The following is a 19,588-nucleotide window of genomic DNA, read 5'->3' on the forward strand; positions in this document are numbered from 1 at the left end:
GTAATGCATGCAGCTGACGAATACTAATCGGTCGAGGGCTTAACCAAGATACCCAAGAAAGCAATTTCTCGGGGCCCGGAACAAAACCGGTTTAACAAATACCCACACTTTACGCAAGTTTCGTATCTAGTTTTCAAGGAATAAACCTTGAACGTTTGGTGATGATGGCGGAGGGGATCCACGCGTTCCCATCTCGAACACGACCGTTAAGCCCTCCAGCGTCGATGGTACTTGAACCGAAGGGTTCTGGGAGAGTAGAACGTTGCCAAGCACAAAGAAAAGCCTTTTTGAGAGAAATCTCAAGAAGGCTTTTTATCATATTACGAGATAAGAACCCCACATCGCAAATAGAGTGTGGGGTTGATTTTATTGCATATAGCAGGAAGTATCCTTGGGGGTCATTTTGATCAAGCCATTTTTGCGAAAGGGACGAAAGCGATACAACATCCATAGCCGCGGCATCATCATCCATAAGTGAAAGATGAGGAAGCATTTTAGCCATTGATAAGAGACCCACGGATATAGCCCCCCGATGCAAGCGAGACAGATCCAGAACAGATGTTGCTGCACTTTGCTCACCAAACGGATTGAGGCATTACCTTCGGGCAGGATGCCACACCAGAAGATTCCCCATTTGAAGGCCCAGCCTCTCATGGCGCTACCAATTGTAAATTGAAAGTAACTGCGAACTATTAAGAAATGACAGATCACCAGAATGGGATAACTGATTAGAATTGCGATCCAATTACTTTTGTCCAATTGATAAATAAGCATAGAAATAAGCAAGAGAAAGTAGAGAATCACCTTATATAAGGAATGATATATTCTTTTCTTTAGCGTGTAGTTGTAGATAGTTGAGTTATTGGAGAGATTTGGATCCTGCAGCGACATGATGACCTCCGTCTGTTAAATAGAACATAATATATGTCTATATCGGCAGAAACCTTCCAAAATATGAGCGCATAGCTAGTTTAGGAGAAATGAGCTTCGGTTATACTAGTCGTAAAGGAGTTGAGGTGATCAAATGGAGGAGAACCGGATTGGGGTATGTATGATTTGCGAGCAACAGCGTAATGGCGGAATTCGAATTATTTCAGCCTTTATATGCGATGAATGCAGTAATGAGATGGTCAGGACGGATGTCAGAGACCAAAAATATCCTTTTTTTGTGAAGCAAATGAGTAAGGTATTTTATACGGGTCATACGAGAACATATATGAACTAAGAGAAAGCTTCTGAATGGAAGCTTTTTTGTTTTTTCAGCGGCTATCATCTACTATAGGAATATCAAATAGAGCGTTGAAGGAGCAGGATATATGTCTACGCTTGGTAATAGAAGATCGATAGCGCCCTTATATGAAGCAATGTTAGCTCATTATCATAGCCAGCCTTCAAGTTTTCACGTACCAGGACATAAATCTGGACAGGGAGTCTTAGAAGAGGCGAAGCCATTTTTACATTCTGTGATGTCAATCGATTACACGGAAATAACAGGTCTTGATGATTTGCATCATGCGGAGGGTGCGATTTTAGAGGCCGAACAATTGGCCGCTGAATGTTTTGGGGCTGAGGAGACCTATTTTCTGGTAGGCGGAAGTACAGTGGGTAATTTAGCTATGATTACATCGGTCTGTGAACGGGATGATTTAATTTTAGTGCAAAGAAATGCGCATAAATCGGTGATTCACGGACTCATGCTTGCCGGCGCAAGAGCCGTTTTTTTATCTCCTGCGTGGGATCGCGAGACGGGGACAGCTGCAGGCATATATATAGATGACGTAAAGCAAGCACTTAGACGGTATCCGCAGGCAAAGGCGCTCTTTCTTACGAACCCGAACTACTATGGAAAAGGTGTAGATCTTAAGCCATTCGCTGAGCTTATGCATGAGCATGGCAAACTGCTGCTTGTAGACGAAGCGCACGGGGCGCATTATGGCTTCCATGAAGAGGTACCAGCTTCGGCCTTATCTAGTGGGGCTGATGCCGTTGTACAATCGACGCATAAAATGCTCACAGCAATGACAATGGGAGCTATGCTCCATGTACAGGGGCTGCGTATGGATCGATCCGTATTGAAACAACGGTTGGCGATGCTTCAGAGTTCTAGTCCCTCCTATCCGATTCTAGCCTCACTTGATTTAGCGAGAAAGAGAATTCATACAGAAGGAAGAGCATGGATCGAACAGGGACTAGCGGTTGTTAAGGAATTCAGGGTGCTCCTAAGCAAGCTCGAGGTATTTGGTTATGATTCGCATGATTTTCCAATGGTAAAAGGTCACGGATTTTCGACCAACGACCCTTTTAAGGTAAGTATTTATGATAAAACAGGAGCGTTATCAGGCTCTGATCTGAAAGACCGACTTGAAGCCTACGGCTGTTTCGTAGAAATGGCTGACGCACGGAATGTCTTGCTCGTTTTTACACCGGCTTCCAGCATGGGAGATGCCAGGCGAGTTTATCAGGCCTTAGCCAACATTAATTTAGACGATCAGGTGCAAAAGAAGGAACTTCAAGCGCCCATCTCGAATATAAGTATATTACCCCCAGATACACAAATTTCGTCGCCAATCGCCTTTGATTTGCGAGATTTGCGGAAAACAGGGTCAAAAGAGTCCTATGTAAGCACAGTCACCGTCCAAGATGCCATTGGAAAACGCTCTGCGGACATGGTGATTCCTTATCCACCGGGAATACCATACCTATATCCGGGCGAAATGATTACAGCATCGGTAGCCGAAGCGCTGCAGCAGCTTGCCGTGAACGGGATTCGGTTCCAGGGTACCGCATTTGGACAGACACAAAAGCTAAAGATATACACATAACCATACATCATCTGGAAACACAGCATTCAGGAGGACAGAGTGGAAGGAATATTCATAACGTTTGAAGGGCCGGACGGCGCAGGAAAAACAACACAATTACGAAGATTGGCTGAGGAGCTTAGGCGAATTGGACATGAAGTCGTGGTCACGAGAGAACCTGGGGGTACGGCGATTAGCGACAAGATTCGCAGCCTTGTTTTAGATCCTGTTAACCAAGAGATGGTTGACCAAACCGAAGTACTTCTCTATGCCGCATCCAGAGCGCAGCATGTGCATGAACTGATTTTGCCTGCGCTTGAAGCAGGTCGGATTGTATTGTGCGATCGATTTATTGACGCCAGCATTGCGTATCAAGCTTATGGACTGGGTGCCGACATAGACACGGTAAGAGCAGTGAACCGGTTTGCCAGTTCGGGATTGCAGGCAAGACGGACTTACATTTTGGATGTACCCGTGGAAGTGAGCCTGGCTAGACTTCATCACAGAGCGGCGGGTACGGACGCAGCGGCCCAGCAATTAGACCGGATCGAGCAAAAAGATGTTGAATACCACAGCCGAGTGCGTGCGGGATTCCATCAAATTGCTGCCGACCATCCGGAACGCGTATGCGTTGTGAATGCAGATCGCAGCGAGGATGAGATCGCCGGGGACATTTTATCCGATTGCAACCGTTTGTTAAAGGAACATCTTTCCGTCTAAGGCAAGAAACCTATAATTAGTTTATAATGAAGAGGAGGAATCACCCATGAAACTAGTCGTTGCCGTTGTTCAAGACAAAGACAGTAACCGTCTCTCCAATGCTTTGATTAAAGAGGGCTTCCGTGCTACGAAGTTAGCGAGTACTGGCGGCTTTCTGCGGGCAGGGAATACAACCTTTATGATCGGTACCGAAGATGAGAGGGTACAAGAGGTTATGCAAGTCATACGTGCCAATTGCAAAATTCGGGAGCAGCTTGTCACACCGGTATCGCCTATGGGAGGAACGACAGATTCCTACATTCCATTTCCTGTGGAAGTTCAAGTGGGTGGAGCCGCTGTATTCGTACTGCCTGTAGAACGTTTTGAGCACTACTAATCGTAAGGATGGATGAGTCTTGAAAATTAATCCGGGGTGGCAGCCCGTCGGTAAGAACGTCAAAGTGAATGAGAACGTCCCGCCGCCACAGCTGGCACCCCGGAATTTCTCAGACATCATGCAGCAGCATGATGAGAAGTTTTCGCAGGAGCAGCTGAACAAGATGATGCAGCAAATTACGCTGCAAGGCGATCGTTTGGCGCGATCCATGACTGTGCGGGAGCTGCGTCAGTACAAGCTGCTCATCAAGCAGTTTCTTGAGGAAACCGCGAGACGCGGAGTGAACTTAAGAGATACGAAGGGCTGGGATCGTCGCGGCCGTTCGAAACGATATAAGCTTTTGGAGGAAATCGATCAAGAGCTGCTGGCTTTGGCGGATGAGCTGCTGGAGACCGAGCAGGGGCGGATTGATATTTTGCAGAAAATCGGAGAAATCCGAGGGATGCTGATTAATTTGTTGTTTTAATAAGGAGAAAGCGACTTATGTCTTTTCAAGCCATACCTGGACAAACGGCAGCGAAAAGGCTGCTTCAGAACGGGCTGCGACAGGACAAGCTATCGCATGCTTATATATTTAGCGGGCCGGTCGGTACCGGAAGATCAGAAATGGCGCTGGCTCTGGCCAAAGCGATTTACTGCAAGAATTCCGTGGATGATGCGTGCGGAGAATGTCTGGAATGCCGCAAGGTGGAGCATCGCAATCACCCGGACTTGCATGTGGTAGAACCTGAAGGCGCTTCGATTAAGATCGAGCAAATTCGTGATCTGCAAAAAGAGTTTGCTTACCGGGCTACGGCATCGGGAACCAAAATATATGTCCTTCATCATGCTGAAAAAATGACCGTTCAAGCGGCAAATAGCTTGTTGAAGTTTCTTGAAGAGCCGACTTCGCGAGTCGTTGCGATTCTTATCACAGAGAACGGAAACGCCCTGCTGCCAACGATCCAATCGCGCGCGCAGTGGATTAGTTTTACACCGTTACCTCGCGATGAAATGGTCTTAACTCTGCTGCAAGAAGGGCATCCCGCAACATTGGTGCAGCCGGCTGCTCATTTAACGGCAGGACTTACGGCAGCCAGGGATCTCATCGGGGCAAATTGGTTTGCAGAAATGAGAACCGTAGTGTTACAATTAGCGAAGGAGACGCTGACACGTTTCCCTTCTTCTATAATTACGATTCAGCACAAGATTGTGAAGACAGAGCTGGCGGATCACATGTCGAGTTTGTTTGACCTGTTGATTCTCTGGTTTAAAGATATGGTGCAGCTGCGCCTGGAGCGCAGGGACAAGCTTGTTTATAACGACCAGCTGGACTGGATGGGCTCCCTCGCATTCAGCCGGGACGTTTCCGAGTGGGTGCGCATGATGGAACAAGCGGTAGATCTGCAAAAACGTCTACGCTTTAACGCCAATTCACAGCTGGTTATCGAGAAAATGCTCGTGGAGATGCAGGGGGTGTAGCATGTATTCGGTAGTTGGCGTCCGCTTTAAAAAAGCGGGTAAAATATATTATTTTGACCCCATCGATTTGCCTATAGAAAAAGAAAGCGCCGTTATTGTTGAAACCGCTCGCGGCGTGGAATATGGCAAGGTTGTCGTTGGGAAGAAGAATGTCAAGGAAAACGATGTGGTTCTGCCACTTAAAAAGGTAATTCGCATCGCGGATAATTCGGATGCCGATTTGGTAGAAGAGAACAAAAAGGCAGCCAAGGATGCGTTCCAAACGTGCCATGAGAAGATTCGAGACCATAATCTTAAGATGAAGCTCGTGGACGTAGAGTATACGTTCGACCGTAATAAAATTATTTTTTATTTCACAGCTGAGGGACGTGTGGATTTCCGTGAGCTCGTGAAGGATCTGGCCAGTATTTTCAGGACCCGGATTGAATTGCGTCAGATCGGCGTGCGGGATGAAGCCAAGATGCTTGGGGGTATCGGTCCGTGTGGGCGAATTCTTTGCTGTTCTTCGTTTCTGGGCGATTTTGAGCCCGTATCGATTAAGATGGCAAAGGATCAGAACTTGTCGTTGAATCCAACGAAGATTTCCGGACTTTGCGGCCGGTTAATGTGTTGTTTGAAATACGAACACGATAATTATGAAAGTGCCAAAGACTCGCTGCCGACCGTAGGCAGACAGGTCATTACTTCGTTTGGTAACGGGAAGGTGCTCGGCTTGAATATCAACGAGCGTACCGCCAAGGTTCAGCTGTTTGATCTTGGTAAAGTGATGGATCTACCTTTCGACGATGTGGTAGAACAAGAGTAGAGGCTTCTAACCCGCGAGAAGCGCTGCGGCGTAAGCAAGGACGGCACTAGAGGTGAAATCGTGGATAAACAGGATATTTTCGAACAGATGGATGGTATCGAAGAACGAATGGGCGCCACTTATGAAGAGCTGGGTGCCTTGAAGAAAAGAATTATTATGCTCATCGAAGAAAACAAGCGACTAAGCATTGAAAACCAGCAGCTGAGAAAGCTGATCAGGCAAGAGGAAACGACTGTAGAGCAGCCGGAAGGAACGGCCAAAGAGCCGCCTCCGATTATTGGCGCCGGTTACGATAACTTGACCCGTTTGTATAATGAAGGTTTTCACATTTGCAATGTCTATTATGGACACCTTCGGACTGAGGGAGATTGTTTGTTTTGCTTATCCTTTTTAAATAAATAAGTTCGTTTGACCGTAGGGGTGTATGCCTTACGGTTTTTTTCAATCATGAGAAAGACCCGGAAAGGAAATGACTGAAAACACGTATGAAGCAAGTTCCCTTACTGCCAACAGAACGCATTGATGATTTATTGACGCATGATTTGAAAATTATACAGAGTGAGCAGGTATTTAGCTTCTCGCTCGATGCCATATTGCTTGCGCGGTTTTGCAGTGTCGCTCCTAAGGGGCGAATGATTGATTTATGTACGGGAAACGGTGTAGTACCGCTCTTGTTAACAACACGAACGCGCGCAGAAATCTGGGGCGTGGAAATTCAAGAAAGATTGGCGGACATGGCGGTTCGCAATGTGCTTCTTAATGGATTAGAAGAAAGGTTGCACATGATTCAAGGGGACCTGAGGACGATCGTGCAAACGCTCGGGCATGGCCAATTTGATACGGTTACCGTGAATCCGCCTTACCTGCCAGTACCTAATGGTGAGCAAAATATCAATGAACATATCGCTGCTGCACGTCATGAAATTCATTGTACGCTGGAGGATGTAGTTGCAACCAGTGCAAAGCTGGTCAAATCCGGGGGTAAGGTAGCAATGGTGCACCGAGCGACACGGCTCGTAGACATTATTAGTTTGATGCGGCAATACCGATTGGAGCCTAAGCGTCTTAGGTACGTGCACGCAAGAGCCGGCGAAGAAGCCATGATGGTACTGGTGGAAGGAATGAAGGACGGAAAGCCGGAGGTTCGGACACTGGCGCCGCTTATCGTGTATGACGAGAATCAGGAGTACTGTCAAGAATTGAAGGAAATCTATTATGGGGGCAGAACCTCTCTGATGTAAAAAAGAAAAATAAGAAAGAGGGTGGTTCCTCTGGGTTTGCAAGTGCAAAAAAGTTACCGAGATGGCGGGCAAGGCGTGGGCACCTTATACTTGGTCGCAACGCCGATCGGCAATCTCGAAGATATGACCTTTCGCGCGATCCGCACGCTGAAGGAAGTGGCGTTGATTGCCGCGGAGGACACGCGGCAAACGCGTAAACTGCTGACGCACTTCGAAGTCGCTACGCGACTCGTCAGCTATCACGAACACAACAAGCAGGCAAGCGGACCGGAGCTCGTCCGCTTGCTGCTTGAAGGGCAGAGCATCGCACTGGTCAGCGATGCGGGACTGCCGGCCATCTCCGATCCAGGTTACGACCTGGTGAGGATGGCCGTGGAGCAGGACGTGCCGGTGGTGCCCATCCCCGGCGCGAATGCGGCCCTGTCGGCGCTGATTGCATCAGGCCTGCCGACAGAGCGGTTTACCTTCGTCGGTTTTCTCCCCAGGGAGAAAAAGGATCAGACGAAGGTGCTGGAGGAGCTGCAGCTGGCGCAGGGCACGCTGCTGTTCTATGAATCACCGCACCGCGTGGACAAAACACTTGCCCGCATGGGGGAAGTGTGGGGGGCGGAGCGACGGATTTGCCTTGCCCGCGAGCTGACGAAGCGGTACGAGGAGTTTGTCCGCGGCACGATCGCCGAGTGCCTCGCGCATTTGGAGCAGTACCCGCCGCAGGGCGAGTACTGCATCATCGCCGAAGGCGCTTCGGCGGCAGCTGCACAGGAGGCAGCTGCGGGCTGGTGGGAGCCGCTGACGCTGGGCGAGCACGTTGAGCACTACGAGCAGCGCGGCAGCGAGCGAAAGGACGCGATGAAGCTGGTTGCGGCGGATCGCGGGCTGTCCAAGCGCGATGTTTACAACGCGCTGCTTGATCGCTAGAGGGCGAGGAAACGTGTTTAACGCGGTTTTTTATGGAATTTCTCCTGTTAATACGGCCATTTCCTTATGCTTTACGTAATTATAGCGAAAAGCTCCCGCTAAAAAGGATTCATTCGGGGATTTTTGATGAAAATGGCCAATTTTACTGGGGGAATTCCAGTTAATACCTCCCGAAATGCTAATATTTACGCGATTAACGTTAGGTTTTCCGGTTATTTAATGGTTTCTGGGATATAGTTGCAAGTCGAGGCGGGAGGCTATGTAACGAGGTACCGATGATGAGCGTTTGTTCAGCCAAAAAGCCAGACAAAAAAAGATCTCTAATCCGTGGCCTAGGCCAGCTGATTAGAGACTAGAGGAGATATGAAAAAGGTTAGAATTACCATAAGGGATTAGTGCTACTTCTATTATATACTACTTTTCTTATTTTGTCACAGGTGTTGGCATCTCAGATAAACAAATATGGCAAACTATTTTTCCTTTGAAATAGGTAACATTCTCGGCATTGCCGCAGAAGATACATGCAGGCTCATATTTTTTCAGCATAATGCGCTCGCCATCTACATAAATTTCCAAAGCGTCTTTCTCGCCTATGCCTAAAGTGCGACGTAGTTCGATTGGAATAACAACGCGACCTAATTCATCGACCTTTCTTACGATACCAGTGGATTTCAACATATATAAATACCCCTTCCAATTTTATAAAATTTTTATCAATATCGTCACCATTCGACAATCTTGTCTTGTTTTATGATACCAACCATTCCCAAAATAGTCAACCATATTTTCATATTTTTATACTCGTCCACATGAAAAAATTTAGTGCTGACCAAGGTTCAAAAAAAGCTGAAACGCCTTATGAATCAAGCTTTTGTAAGTCTTATCATACAAGATAGAGTCGTGAAAAAGTGCCGTCTGGACGTGACTTCAAGTGTTTAATGCAGTATTAAAACTGGAATATGATATCGACATAATTCGACAAAATATGTCGGTTTGATATAGTAAAATGTCGAAAGAATGTCGAATTTGATAAAGAAAGGTAGTGAAAAGGATGAAAGAAGAAAAAGTGTTTAAAGATCCGGTTCATAAGTATATCTATGTACAAGACTCTACGATTTGGGACTTGATCAACACGAGGGAATTTCAACGGCTGCGGCGTATTCGACAATTAGGCACTTCATATTTAACATTTCATGGCGCCGAACATAGCAGATTTTCACATTCGCTCGGCGTGTATGAGGTTACCCGTAAAATCATTTCACAATTCGAGCGCAACCATTATGAGGATTGGCCGAAGGAAGAGAGGCTGCTTTGTTTATGCGCAGCTTTATTGCATGATTTGGGGCATGGTCCTTTCTCCCATTCGATAGAAAAAGCTTTTGGCACAAGGCACGAGGAGTGGTCCTGTAAAATAGTCCTTGGCGATACGGAAGTGAACGAGGTACTGCGCCGCATCTCTCCGGATTTCCCGAAAAAGGTTGCCGGTGTCATTTGTAAATCGTACAGCGAAGAAATCGTTGTCAGCCTGGTTTCCAGTCAACTTGATGCGGATCGTATGGATTATTTGCTGCGCGATGCTTATTTCACAGGAGTTAATTATGGAACGTTCGACCTGGAACGGATTCTTCGTGTCATCCGGCCTTATAAAGGACACATTGTGGTGAAAGAGAGCGGAATGCATGCCGTTGAGGATTATCTCATGTCCAGGTACCAGATGTACTGGCAGGTGTACTTCCACCCAGTGACTCGCAGCGCCGAGATTTTGCTTCATAAAATATTTCAGCGTGCCAAACATCTTTATGAGGAAAACTACACATTTGGGTTTATGGTCGAGCCCATTTTACACCTGATTCAGAATCGTCTTTCCTTAGAGGATTATTTGGTGCTGGATGAGTCTGTGATGCAAACGATGTTAACGTTCTGGAGTATGGAGCAAGATCCGATTCTCGTGGATTTGTGCAAGCGGTTCTTGGACCGTAAGCTGTATAAATACAGTACTTTTGAAGAGGGAAATAACCGCCTGATTCAGCGGATGGAGCAGGCGATGCAGGAGGCAGGGCTCAATTCTTCTTATTATATGGAGATTGATTTCCCATCAGATCTTTCTTATGATGTATACCGTCCTGGAGAAAGCGATGAAAAGCTGCCTATTTTGCTGCTGGATCATAAGGACAACCTAACGGAGATTACGCATAAATCGGAGATTGTCCGCTCCATCAGCGGCATTCACATGGGTAAGCACCATATTTATTATCCGGAAGAGCTGCTCGATGGTCTGAACACGACTTCTTATGCAGATCTATGGACACTGCTCGGCAAGCAAGAGTAATGCCTCTAACGATATTCGACGAGATACATAAAAAAGGAGAAGACCATGCTTACTGACTCACACACACACTTAAATGCCGAACAATTCAACGAAGACCGGGATGAGGTTATTCAAAGAGCAGTTGATGCCGGTGTAACCCGCATGGTGAACGTCGGCTTTAACCGAGAAACCATACCAAGTTCGATTGCACTGGCTGAACAATATGAGTTTATTTATTCGACAGTGGGCTGGCATCCGGTAGATGCCATAAATATGCAGCCGGGGGATCTGGAGTGGATCGAGGAGCTTTGCCAACATGAAAAAGTGGTGGCAATTGGTGAAATTGGCCTCGATTACTACTGGGACACGTCACCGAAGGATGTCCAAAACCGGGTGTTTCGTGAACAAATCCGGCTGGCGCGCAAATTGGGGATGCCAATCGTCATTCACAATCGGGATGCGCATCATGACATTCTTCAAGTACTGAAGGAGGAGAAGGCTTCGGAGGTCGGAGGGATCATGCACTGTTTTTCAGGCAGTTGGGAGACGGCTAAACAATGCTTGGATATGAACTTCCATATTTCCTTTGGAGGACCGGTTACGTTCAAGAACGCGAAGCAGCCCAAAGAGGTGTTGGCGCAGGTTCCGCTGGACCGGTTGTTGATTGAAACCGATGCGCCTTACTTGACACCGCATCCTTTCCGCGGCAAGAGAAATGAAACGTCTTATGTTCGGCTCGTAGCCGAGACGGCCGCGGAAATTCGTGGGATGACGGTCGAGGAGATCGCCGAGATTACGACGAACAATGCCATTCATTTGTTAGGTCTCAAGTGAAGCGGCGGCTTGGAACTTGCGTCTTAGCACAACACCGCAGATCAACGAAATAAGCAGAAGACTAAGCACAGGTACAAGCCCATAGATAAGCGGTGATTGGATTAGCAGTGGAATCGCAAGAACGCAAGTTTGAGCCAACAGCATGCACCAGATTAGAAAAGCGAGCGCCCCTGCCTTCAGGCTGCGATTAAGCGGATACATCTCCAGCCAGAACGTGTAGCGGTGGGCTCGTGCAAGCGAAGACAACTGAACAGTCGAAAACAGAATAACGACAAAGAAGATAACGCCTCGTGCTGCCTCGCTGCTTGAAACGAATATGGCAAGAACGCCAATTACCGTGATGCGCAGTACGATGGTAAATAGCTCGGTACGGAGCAATGTTTTGGTATAGATATACATATAAGTGGCATCCTGTTTAAAAGGAATCCATCTCGTGACCCCGCTGATCCAGCTTCGGCGGGTTATTCGCGTTCCCAGCTGCGGGACGTCCACGAACCAATTGAAGAATGCATAAAGCCGGGCCTGCTGCTGCTTCTCTTTGGCAATCAAGTAATCCCAGCCGATCAGGTATTTAGATGCAAAATGAGCGGAGCCCAGCCAGACAAGAATGAGAATTAATGCAGTGCCGCTTGCCCAAAAGAGATTGACCTGGAATTGCAAATAAATGACCGCAATGGAGGCTAACCATCGAAATGTTAGCGAGGCTTTTCTCGCGCGATGATCCACGAATCGGCTTTCCTGCAGGCTCCCAAACAAGTTCGCCACTTTAAGTAGGATAAGCATACCGAGCATCAGCCAAATAGGCTGTTCAGTGTTTCCTACACAATGATGATATAGCGGCCAAAGTACGACCCAAGCGATCAAAGTCCAAAAGGCTTGCAAAGCGAAGCTATACAGGAAGGCGCTGCGAAAATAAGTTCCCATTTGATGCTCAATACGGAGCAGGAACATACGGTCGGGATGGCGCAGCAAGGTACGGATCGGGCTGGATGCGAGCAGCGGAACGAGCAGTACAAGGACGATCCAAATATAAGGATAATTTGTCGGAAGACGCTGCAATATTTTTGCATAATAATAGGAAGAAATAATGACAAGAAACAACACGAAACCTAGGAAGTTACTGCGCGCTGCATATTGCCAGTACCCCATCGATTCCTTTACATAACGTTCAAAGCGTTGCTGCCACAGGATCTGGGTATTCACTTCCATGTTTTTCATAAAGATTCACCCTGCACGAGTTGATAAAAAATGTCGTCTAGTGACGCGTGCTGGAGACCGGTTTGCACGCGCAATTCGCCTAAATCTCCTTGAGCTACCATGTGACCTTTGTGCAGGACGACATAATTGTCGCAATATTTTTCGATGGTTGACAAAATATGCGATGAAATGAGGAAACTGGCGCCTTTTCGCTTCATTTTGACCATCAGCTCCAGTAAGGAACGTATGGCTAGCGGGTCTAGCCCAAGAAACGGTTCGTCGATGATATATAAGGAAGGTTCGATTAGGAAAGCGTTCATAATCATGACCTTCTGCTTCATACCTTTAGATAGGTGGCTGGCGAAACTGTTCAGCTTGTCCTTCATTTGAAACTCTTCCAACAGCGCAGCAGATCTCGACAAATAAGCATCTTTCGACAGTCCGTAAGCCATCGCTGTCAATTCCAAATGCTCACGTATCGTGAGTTCTTCATACAGTTCGGGGCTTTCGGGAACATAGGCGTAAGCTGCGCGATAGGGTATAGGGGCATCAGTCAAAGTTTGGCCATTGATACGGATGTTCCCTTTTTGAGGTTTAAGAAGGCCGAGAATGTTCTTAATGGTCGTACTTTTACCTGCGCCGTTCAGACCTATCAGCCCCATCATTTCTCCTTGCCGAATGGAAAAGGAGAGCTCATGCAGGACCGGTTTGCCCGGCAAATATCCCCCATAAAGAGAGTCAACTTGTAAAATTGGGGTCATCTCATCGCCTCCCTATTTAGCAAATTATTGGTATTTATGAGTCATTTTTATCCAATCTTATTATAAACAAATTCACAAATTTAGCCTAATTTAGGCGTGTGATTGATGAAAATCATCGTATTCGTGTGTTATAATGAGAAAAACGTACCAATAACCCATATTTGCTCAGTAAAATGTCCACAATTCCTGAATTCCGTCCTTTTTATCGATAATCGATAACTTTACAGCAGAAGATTTACAGCGTAATATACTTTTCATAATAACTTAATAACCAATTTGCCATTTTTCCATTCGCTGAGTTCCATTATGGGAACGGGGGAACCGCTGTAAGCCATCGGACACGTAATCCGTGACGGGGTGAACAGAATGATTATCAGGGGTGAATCCTGGTGCTTGCTTCGCAAACATCGGGTAGGGCGACTCTCACGTCCGAATCCGTCAGCTAACCTCGTAAGCGTACAAGAGGGGTAACGATTGTCGTGCTATTTGTATTTCACATGCAAACTAAGCCACGGGAAGAGTCCTCTTCCTGCTGGCTTTTTCATATTTCTGAGGATATTTACAGCCAGGAGCTCATAGGATGATGAATAGCAAAGGGGGTGGGACTACCAGGGGAGTCGGCATAGACCGCACTGCTACTGGGTAAACTCCGCTGCACAAGTTGGAGGGAAACATGTTAAGTTACTACAAAAAAACTTAGTCGCGTCAAATCTGATCATGCGTAACACTCGACGGCGGGGCTTTGAAGGAGGACCGAAGAAGTGGGCAGTATCTCATTAACAGAGACCCATGTAAAACGATCATCCAGCATGTCCTTCGCATTGCGATGGAAGCATGAAAACTTGCGTTTGATTTTAAGCTTAGCTATGATCTCAATCGCGATGACTTTCATGTTTTTGGTGTTGTTGTACGGTACGGCTACCAAGAGCGTATCCGTGGTTGTGAATGGACAAGAAACCGTTGTGCATACGAAGCAATGGGTCCTGCAACGCCTACTGGATGAACAAGCCATTAAGATTGGTGAGCACGATGAAATTTCCGCAGCCCTTACAAGCACAATCAAAGGCGGCGAGAAAATCGTCATCGCTCACGCTTCACCAATTCAACTGACTGCTGATGGAAAGACCACCACTGTTTACACAACTGCAAGAACGGTAGAAAGTGCATTGCAAGATTTACATATTGCACTTGGGGAGCTCGATAAAGTAACTCCCGGACCGATAGCCTCTCTATCTGCCGGCGATGAAATCAAAATCGTCCGTGTGAAGAAAGAGACGGAAGAAGTAACGGAGCCGATCGCGTTCGACACAGAAAAGAAGAACGATGCATCGCTGCTTAAAGGAAAGGAGCAAACCGTCCAAGAAGGTAAAGAGGGCGTACTCCTGAAAAAGAAAGAAAAGACTTACGAAGACGGTAAATTAGTCTCGGAAGCAGTTGTGGATCAACAGGTTCAAACGGAACGTGTAAATAAAGTTGTTGCTGTGGGCACGAAAAACGCAGTTGTCGTTTTGTCGGCTTCATCCCCAAGCGTGGATGAAATTTCCAAGAACGGCGTGAAGTTTGGATATAAACAAATCCTGAAAAATGTGAAGCTGACCGCTTACTCAGCAGGAGCGGAATCGACAGGTAAAGCCGAAGGGGCCCCCGGGTTTGGTAAAACATTCACCGGAACAACCGTTACAGAAGGCAGAACCATTGCCGTCGATCCGAAGGTCATTCCATTGGGATGGTGGGTTTACATTGAGGGCATCGGCTTCCGCCGTGCCGAAGATACAGGCAGCGGTGTAAAGGGCCAGATGATTGATGTTTACTATGAAGATGAAAGCTATGCCAATAGATTTGGTACGAAGCAAGGCTATACGGTCTATGTGGTTGGACCTAAGAAGCCAACGGAGAATTAACGAGTAAACGGCTGTTTAGGCGGGTAGAATGAATCTATAAGCCTTCAGCTTGGGCGAAAGAAGAGGGGATCCCTCTTCTTTTTCTGCGTTGATCCATACCAATCAAGCGTAAGGCCGTGGATGTCGAAACCGAAGGTTCTTTCGTACAGGGAAAGGGATCATTGATGATTAAAGAAGTTATCGTCGTAGAAGGCAAGGACGATACGGCAGCGATTCGCCGAGCTGTCGAGGCGGATACGATCGAAACAGGCGGGTCCGCGATCGGACAAGCCGTGTTGAAGCGGATTGCGCTTGCGCAGCAGCGCAGGGGCGTTATTATTTTTACGGATCCCGATCACGCAGGTGAGCGGATCCGGAAGATTGTGGCAGCCAAGGTACCCGGCTGCAAGCATGCTTTTATTACGCAGGAGCAGGCTGCGTATAAGGGCGATATCGGCGTCGAGAACGCGACGCCCGAGACGATTCGGCAGGCGCTGGCAAGCCTGCGTACAGAGTACGACGGCGCCGTCTCCATGCTGACGATGGAAGATTTAATGGCGGCGGGGCTCATTGTCCATCCCGAGGCGGCTTCTCGCAGGCTTGAGGTAGGCAAGGCGCTCGGTATCGGCTATTGCAACGGCAAGCAATTTTATAAACGCTGCGCGATGTTTCAAATCACGCGTGAGGAGTTTGAAGCGGCGTTAGAGTGTTTGAAGTAATGCGTTTGCGTCAAAGCAACATACATAATGAGAAGTAGTGGGAAGCGGCTCGAGAGTGACTTTAGCATGGAAAAACCGTGTTAAATCCAATCAGTTGGGCATCCTTAGCGTCATCCGGCGACTTTAGCGCGGAAAAACCGTCTTAAAGTGGTGGAGTTGCCGATTCGAGGCCGGTTAACGCTGAAAAACCGTGTTAAACCCCATCAGCTGAGCATCCACAGCGTCATCCGGCGACTTTAGCGCGGAAAAACCGTCTTAAAGTGACGGAATTACGGATTCGAGTCCGGTTAAGACGGAAAAACCGTGTTAAATCCAATCAGTTGGGCATCCTCAACGTCATCCAGTAACTTTAGCGCTGAAAAACCGTCATAAGGCGACGGAATTGCCGATTCGAGGCCGGTTAAGGCTGAAAAACCGTGTTAAACTATACGGAGGCACGGCTCGGAAGTGAATGAAGAACCTAATTATAAAAAGAGGGCTATACGATGCATACATCTAATCGCGTGACATCCGATGATGTCGCAACACCGAGTAAGACGAAGGAGATTCTGAAGCGGCACGACCTTGTGTTGAAAAAAAGTCTCGGTCAGAACTTTCTGATTGACCACAATATTTTAAATAAGATCGTGTCCGCCGCCGAGCTCGGCCCGGACAAGGGCGCGCTGGAGATCGGCCCCGGCATCGGGGCGCTTACCCAGCAGCTCGCCAAGCTGGCCGGACGCGTCCTGGCCATCGAGATCGACCAGCGTCTGCTGCCCATTCTGGGCGAGACGCTGGAGCCTTACCCCCATGCGACCGTCGTGCATGGGGATGTGTTAAAGCTGGACCTGCCGGAGCTGTTCCGGCAGCATTTTGCGGGCGTGGATGGCGTCAGCGTTGTCGCCAACCTGCCCTACTACATCACGACGCCGATCATAATGATGCTTCTGGAGCAGAAGTTGCCTCTGGAGAATATCGTCGTGATGATTCAAAAAGAGGTGGCCGACCGCATGGCGGCTCGCCCGGGCACCAAAGATTACGGCAGCCTCAGCATTGCCGTTCAGTTTCACTGCGAGGCGGAGCTCGTCACGATCGTGCCCCGCACGGTCTTCGTGCCGCAGCCGAACGTCGATTCCGCCGTGATCCGGCTGCGTGTGCGCAAAACCCCGCCGGTCGACGTGCAGGACGAAGTCTTCTTCTTCGAAGTCGTCCAGGCGTCCTTTGTCCAGCGGCGCAAAACAATTTACAATAACCTCGCGGCGCGGTTCTTTACCAAAGAAACCAAGGGCGATCTTGAAACCCTGCTGCTCGCCAATCATATCGAGCCTCAGCGCCGGGGCGAGACGCTGAGCATGGAAGAGTACGCGCGCTTGTCGTCGGCTCTCCTTGCGCACGGCTGCAAATAACCCGCACCAAATGCCCAGTTCCGCCATAGGATATGCCTAGGAGGGGATTGTGCGATGAGGCAAGGAGACTTTGTTACCCGTAAATCCTATGGCGGTGACGTCATTTTCAAAATCGAGCGTATCGAACAGCTGCGGGCGGTGCTGCGCGGCGTCGAGTATCGGTTGCTGGCAGATGCGCCCTTGACGGATCTGATGGCGGCTAGTCCTGCCGGGACCCCAGATGATCCAAGATCAGACACACAGCAATTTCGCGAATCCATTCAGCGATTGGCGTTATCCCAGGCACAGATGCAGGAGAAAAACGAAATCTCGCTGACCCATAAATATAAGGCCGGTTCCAGCTATTTTGAAGTGCCCGGAAAAGTACTTCATTTGGATGGGGATCCGGCTTATTTGCGTAAGAGCATGCAGCTTTATGGGGAATTGCGTGTGCCTGCGGAGGGGTTCTACATTGCAGAGCCGCAAATGCCGGATGCTTTGTATAGACTGCTGCCCCAGATAAAACCGGATATCGTCGTTATCACAGGGCACGACGGCATACTGAAACATCGCGGCAGGGGTGAGTTGCAAAACCTGAGCAATTACAAGAATTCACAGCATTTTGTGAATGCCGTGCAAATCGCGAGGCAGTACGAACGAAATCGGGATGCCATGATTATCGTGGCGGGTGCTTGTCAGTCTCATTTTGAAGCCCTGCTGCGCGCTGGCGCCAATTTTGCAAGCTCGCCGGCACGCGTCTTGATTCACGCCCTGGATCCGCTTTGTATCGCAGCCAAGCTTTCGTATACCTCAGTGAAAGAAACGATTTCTATGCTTGATATTGTGGATTTGACCGTTACCGGCTTGGAGGGATTAGGCGGCGTTGAGACGCGTGGGAGTTACCGGATGGGCATTCCCGGCATTCAGAGTGTGCAGGTAAATGCGTAACTGTAATAATTTGAAATTGGTATTAATTAGGTTTGTAAAAGGTACACCTGTCAGGCATTTAACTTCTTGAAGTTGGATAGCCTTGCAGGTGTTCTTTTTATGTGAACAGGAAGGAATAAGAAAGGTGTGAATAATTTGCGAACTTTGGAGACAACCTGTAAGGTAGGTAACTAAAAAATTAGGTGAATATGCCGTTGACAATACGATTGTCGTGCTGATATAATATTTGCCCTAGTTTGACATGCCTGTCCGAATCGGTTATAATTGACTAGGAAAGAGGTGGTAGTTGACAATGGCAAAAAATGCGCTGTTGGAGATTAAACGCAGTTTGGAGCCCCATGTCGGGCAGAAGATCATGTTGAGAGCAAATGGTGGTCGTCGAAAGACTATCGAGCGTTCCGGTGTTTTAGAAGAAACCTACCCTTCTGTATTTATTGTGAAATTGGACCAAGAGTCGCATGCATTCAAGAGAGTGTCTTACAGCTATGCCGATATCCTTACTGAATCCGTTGAAGTTACCGTTTGTAATGATGACGGACAAGTTCGTATCACCTATATCCAACACTAGCTTAAAGCGTTACTATATGAGCAGACCCTGGGGGTCTGTTTTTGCATTTTGTATGGAGATGAACTGTTAGCGACATACTAAACTTACTTGAGCAGGAAAGAGACGCTAAGGAGGTTTCATATGGGTCGCAGAAGAGGTGTCATGTCCGAAAGTTTTAAATATGAATTGGCCAAGGATTTAGGGTTTTATGATGTGGTGCAGCGTGAGGGTTGGGAAGGCATCCGTACGAAAGATGCGGGGAATATGGTCAAACGTGCCATTCAGATTGCTGAAGAGCAATTGGCCAAGCAATATTCATCCTCCGCTCCTGTCAATTATAGCCAGCCTAATTATCAGCAAGCGGGCCCGAGTTATCCTGCATCAGGTTATAGCCAGCCTAACTATTCATCGGCTAATATACCTGCGAATTACACTCAGGAAAGCTATGGTCATGGCGCATATGGAGCGCCACAACAAGCGCAGTCCAGCTATACGCCAAGTTACACATCGGCGGCGTATAACGTTAATGCGTCATTTCCCTATCAAAATCAGTCGTCTTCTTCTGTAGTGAACCAGTCAACAGCAGGCAATCAGCAAGCTGGCCAGTTCATACAGCGTCCATTTTGAAGCTAAAGCGAATGCTTTAGCTCAGGATGTCGACAAACCCCTTGTTTTTCAGAGACTTGTCTACAGAGATTAAAAAACCTG

General features: G+C 47.8%; 20 protein-coding genes, 1 rRNA gene, 1 pseudogene and 1 riboswitch. Of the genes and pseudogenes, 19 read left to right on the forward strand and 3 right to left on the reverse strand.

The window, feature by feature from the left end:
- The first annotated feature begins 154 nt into the window (after positions 1-154).
- From rrf to rsmI, 11 genes are all read left to right on the forward strand, one after another.
- Positions 155-271 (forward strand): 5S ribosomal RNA (gene rrf, locus ACFQZT_RS16565).
- Positions 272-1,051: 780 nt separating this feature from the next.
- Positions 1,052-1,225, forward strand: a complete 174-nt coding sequence (locus tag ACFQZT_RS16570) for a sigma factor G inhibitor Gin (protein WP_379301796.1) — start codon at positions 1,052-1,054, stop codon at positions 1,223-1,225.
- 91 nt (positions 1,226-1,316) lie between these two features.
- Positions 1,317-2,822, forward strand: coding sequence for an aminotransferase class I/II-fold pyridoxal phosphate-dependent enzyme (locus tag ACFQZT_RS16575; protein WP_379301764.1), 1,506 nt, complete (start codon positions 1,317-1,319; stop codon positions 2,820-2,822).
- A 39-nt stretch (positions 2,823-2,861) separates the two neighbouring features.
- Positions 2,862-3,521 carry a dTMP kinase gene (tmk, locus tag ACFQZT_RS16580; RefSeq protein ID WP_379301766.1) on the forward strand — a complete coding sequence of 220 codons (660 nt, stop codon included), beginning with the start codon at positions 2,862-2,864 and terminating at the stop codon, positions 3,519-3,521.
- 46 nt (positions 3,522-3,567) lie between these two features.
- Positions 3,568-3,897, forward strand: a complete 330-nt coding sequence (locus ACFQZT_RS16585; RefSeq protein WP_079417169.1) for a cyclic-di-AMP receptor — start codon at positions 3,568-3,570, stop codon at positions 3,895-3,897.
- 19 nt (positions 3,898-3,916) lie between these two features.
- Positions 3,917-4,363 carry a YaaR family protein gene (locus ACFQZT_RS16590; protein WP_379301768.1) on the forward strand — a complete coding sequence of 149 codons (447 nt, stop codon included), beginning with the start codon at positions 3,917-3,919 and terminating at the stop codon, positions 4,361-4,363.
- 17 nt (positions 4,364-4,380) lie between these two features.
- On the forward strand, positions 4,381-5,358 hold the full coding sequence (gene holB / locus ACFQZT_RS16595; protein WP_379301770.1) for a DNA polymerase III subunit delta': 978 nt from the start codon (positions 4,381-4,383) through the stop codon (positions 5,356-5,358).
- Position 5,359: 1 nt separating this feature from the next.
- Complete coding sequence (locus ACFQZT_RS16600; RefSeq protein WP_379301772.1) at positions 5,360-6,163, forward strand: PSP1 domain-containing protein; 804 nt, start codon at positions 5,360-5,362, stop codon at positions 6,161-6,163.
- Between the two features lie 60 nt (positions 6,164-6,223).
- A complete protein-coding gene (gene yabA / locus ACFQZT_RS16605; RefSeq protein WP_379301774.1) occupies positions 6,224-6,565 on the forward strand; it encodes a DNA replication initiation control protein YabA in 342 nt (113 codons plus the stop codon).
- 83 nt (positions 6,566-6,648) lie between these two features.
- A complete protein-coding gene (locus tag ACFQZT_RS16610; protein ID WP_379301776.1) occupies positions 6,649-7,404 on the forward strand; it encodes a tRNA1(Val) (adenine(37)-N6)-methyltransferase in 756 nt (251 codons plus the stop codon).
- A 30-nt stretch (positions 7,405-7,434) separates the two neighbouring features.
- The gene (gene rsmI / locus ACFQZT_RS16615; protein ID WP_379301798.1) at positions 7,435-8,322 is read left to right on the forward strand and encodes a 16S rRNA (cytidine(1402)-2'-O)-methyltransferase; all 888 of its coding nucleotides are present in this window, start codon (positions 7,435-7,437) and stop codon (positions 8,320-8,322) included.
- A gap of 423 nt (positions 8,323-8,745) precedes the next feature.
- Here rsmI and ACFQZT_RS16620 read toward each other — a convergent pair whose 3' ends face one another.
- Positions 8,746-9,000, reverse strand: coding sequence for an AbrB/MazE/SpoVT family DNA-binding domain-containing protein (locus tag ACFQZT_RS16620; protein WP_188178304.1), 255 nt, complete (start codon positions 8,998-9,000; stop codon positions 8,746-8,748).
- 373 nt (positions 9,001-9,373) lie between these two features.
- Between ACFQZT_RS16620 and ACFQZT_RS16625 the strand changes: the two genes are divergently transcribed.
- Both ACFQZT_RS16625 and ACFQZT_RS16630 read left to right on the forward strand, forming a co-directional pair.
- A complete protein-coding gene (locus tag ACFQZT_RS16625; RefSeq protein ID WP_379301779.1) occupies positions 9,374-10,651 on the forward strand; it encodes an HD domain-containing protein in 1,278 nt (425 codons plus the stop codon).
- Between the two features lie 45 nt (positions 10,652-10,696).
- The gene (locus ACFQZT_RS16630; RefSeq protein ID WP_379301781.1) at positions 10,697-11,464 is read left to right on the forward strand and encodes a TatD family hydrolase; all 768 of its coding nucleotides are present in this window, start codon (positions 10,697-10,699) and stop codon (positions 11,462-11,464) included.
- Here ACFQZT_RS16630 and ACFQZT_RS16635 read toward each other — a convergent pair.
- Both ACFQZT_RS16635 and ACFQZT_RS16640 read right to left on the reverse strand, forming a co-directional pair.
- Positions 11,450-12,682, reverse strand: coding sequence for an ABC transporter permease (locus ACFQZT_RS16635; RefSeq protein WP_379301783.1), 1,233 nt, complete (start codon positions 12,680-12,682; stop codon positions 11,450-11,452). The two genes, ACFQZT_RS16630 and ACFQZT_RS16635, sit on opposite strands and share 15 nt — an antisense overlap.
- Entirely contained in the window at positions 12,679-13,422 is a 744-nt protein-coding gene (locus ACFQZT_RS16640; RefSeq protein WP_379301785.1) for an ABC transporter ATP-binding protein, read from the reverse strand. The genes ACFQZT_RS16635 and ACFQZT_RS16640 overlap by 4 nt, the downstream gene beginning before the upstream one ends.
- 282 nt (positions 13,423-13,704) lie before the next feature.
- Positions 13,705-13,894, forward strand: a riboswitch (cyclic di-AMP (ydaO/yuaA leader).
- 289 nt (positions 13,895-14,183) lie between these two features.
- Between ACFQZT_RS16640 and ACFQZT_RS16645 the strand changes: the two genes are divergently transcribed.
- From ACFQZT_RS16645 to ACFQZT_RS16670, 6 genes and pseudogenes are all read left to right on the forward strand, one after another.
- Positions 14,184-15,323, forward strand: a complete 1,140-nt coding sequence (locus tag ACFQZT_RS16645; RefSeq protein WP_379301787.1) for a resuscitation-promoting factor — start codon at positions 14,184-14,186, stop codon at positions 15,321-15,323.
- Between the two features lie 164 nt (positions 15,324-15,487).
- Positions 15,488-16,021, forward strand: coding sequence for a ribonuclease M5 (gene rnmV, locus ACFQZT_RS16650; protein WP_379301789.1), 534 nt, complete (start codon positions 15,488-15,490; stop codon positions 16,019-16,021).
- A gap of 485 nt (positions 16,022-16,506) precedes the next feature.
- Complete coding sequence (gene rsmA, locus ACFQZT_RS16655) at positions 16,507-17,406, forward strand: 16S rRNA (adenine(1518)-N(6)/adenine(1519)-N(6))-dimethyltransferase RsmA (RefSeq protein ID WP_379301791.1); 900 nt, start codon at positions 16,507-16,509, stop codon at positions 17,404-17,406.
- A 54-nt stretch (positions 17,407-17,460) separates the two neighbouring features.
- Positions 17,461-18,333 (forward strand): sporulation peptidase YabG, encoded by an 873-nt coding sequence (gene yabG, locus ACFQZT_RS16660; protein ID WP_379301793.1) that lies wholly within the window; start codon positions 17,461-17,463, stop codon positions 18,331-18,333.
- A gap of 292 nt (positions 18,334-18,625) precedes the next feature.
- Positions 18,626-18,901, forward strand: a complete 276-nt coding sequence (gene veg / locus ACFQZT_RS16665) for a biofilm formation stimulator Veg (protein ID WP_147949309.1) — start codon at positions 18,626-18,628, stop codon at positions 18,899-18,901.
- Between the two features lie 120 nt (positions 18,902-19,021).
- Positions 19,022-19,192, forward strand: a pseudogene (locus tag ACFQZT_RS16670) (small, acid-soluble spore protein, alpha/beta type); the annotation flags it as partial.
- Between the last annotated feature and the right edge of the window lie 396 nt (positions 19,193-19,588).

Origin of the sequence: Paenibacillus sp. GCM10027628 (genome assembly GCF_042676385.1) — a bacterium.
Classification (GTDB): domain Bacteria; phylum Bacillota; class Bacilli; order Paenibacillales; family NBRC-103111; genus Paenibacillus_E.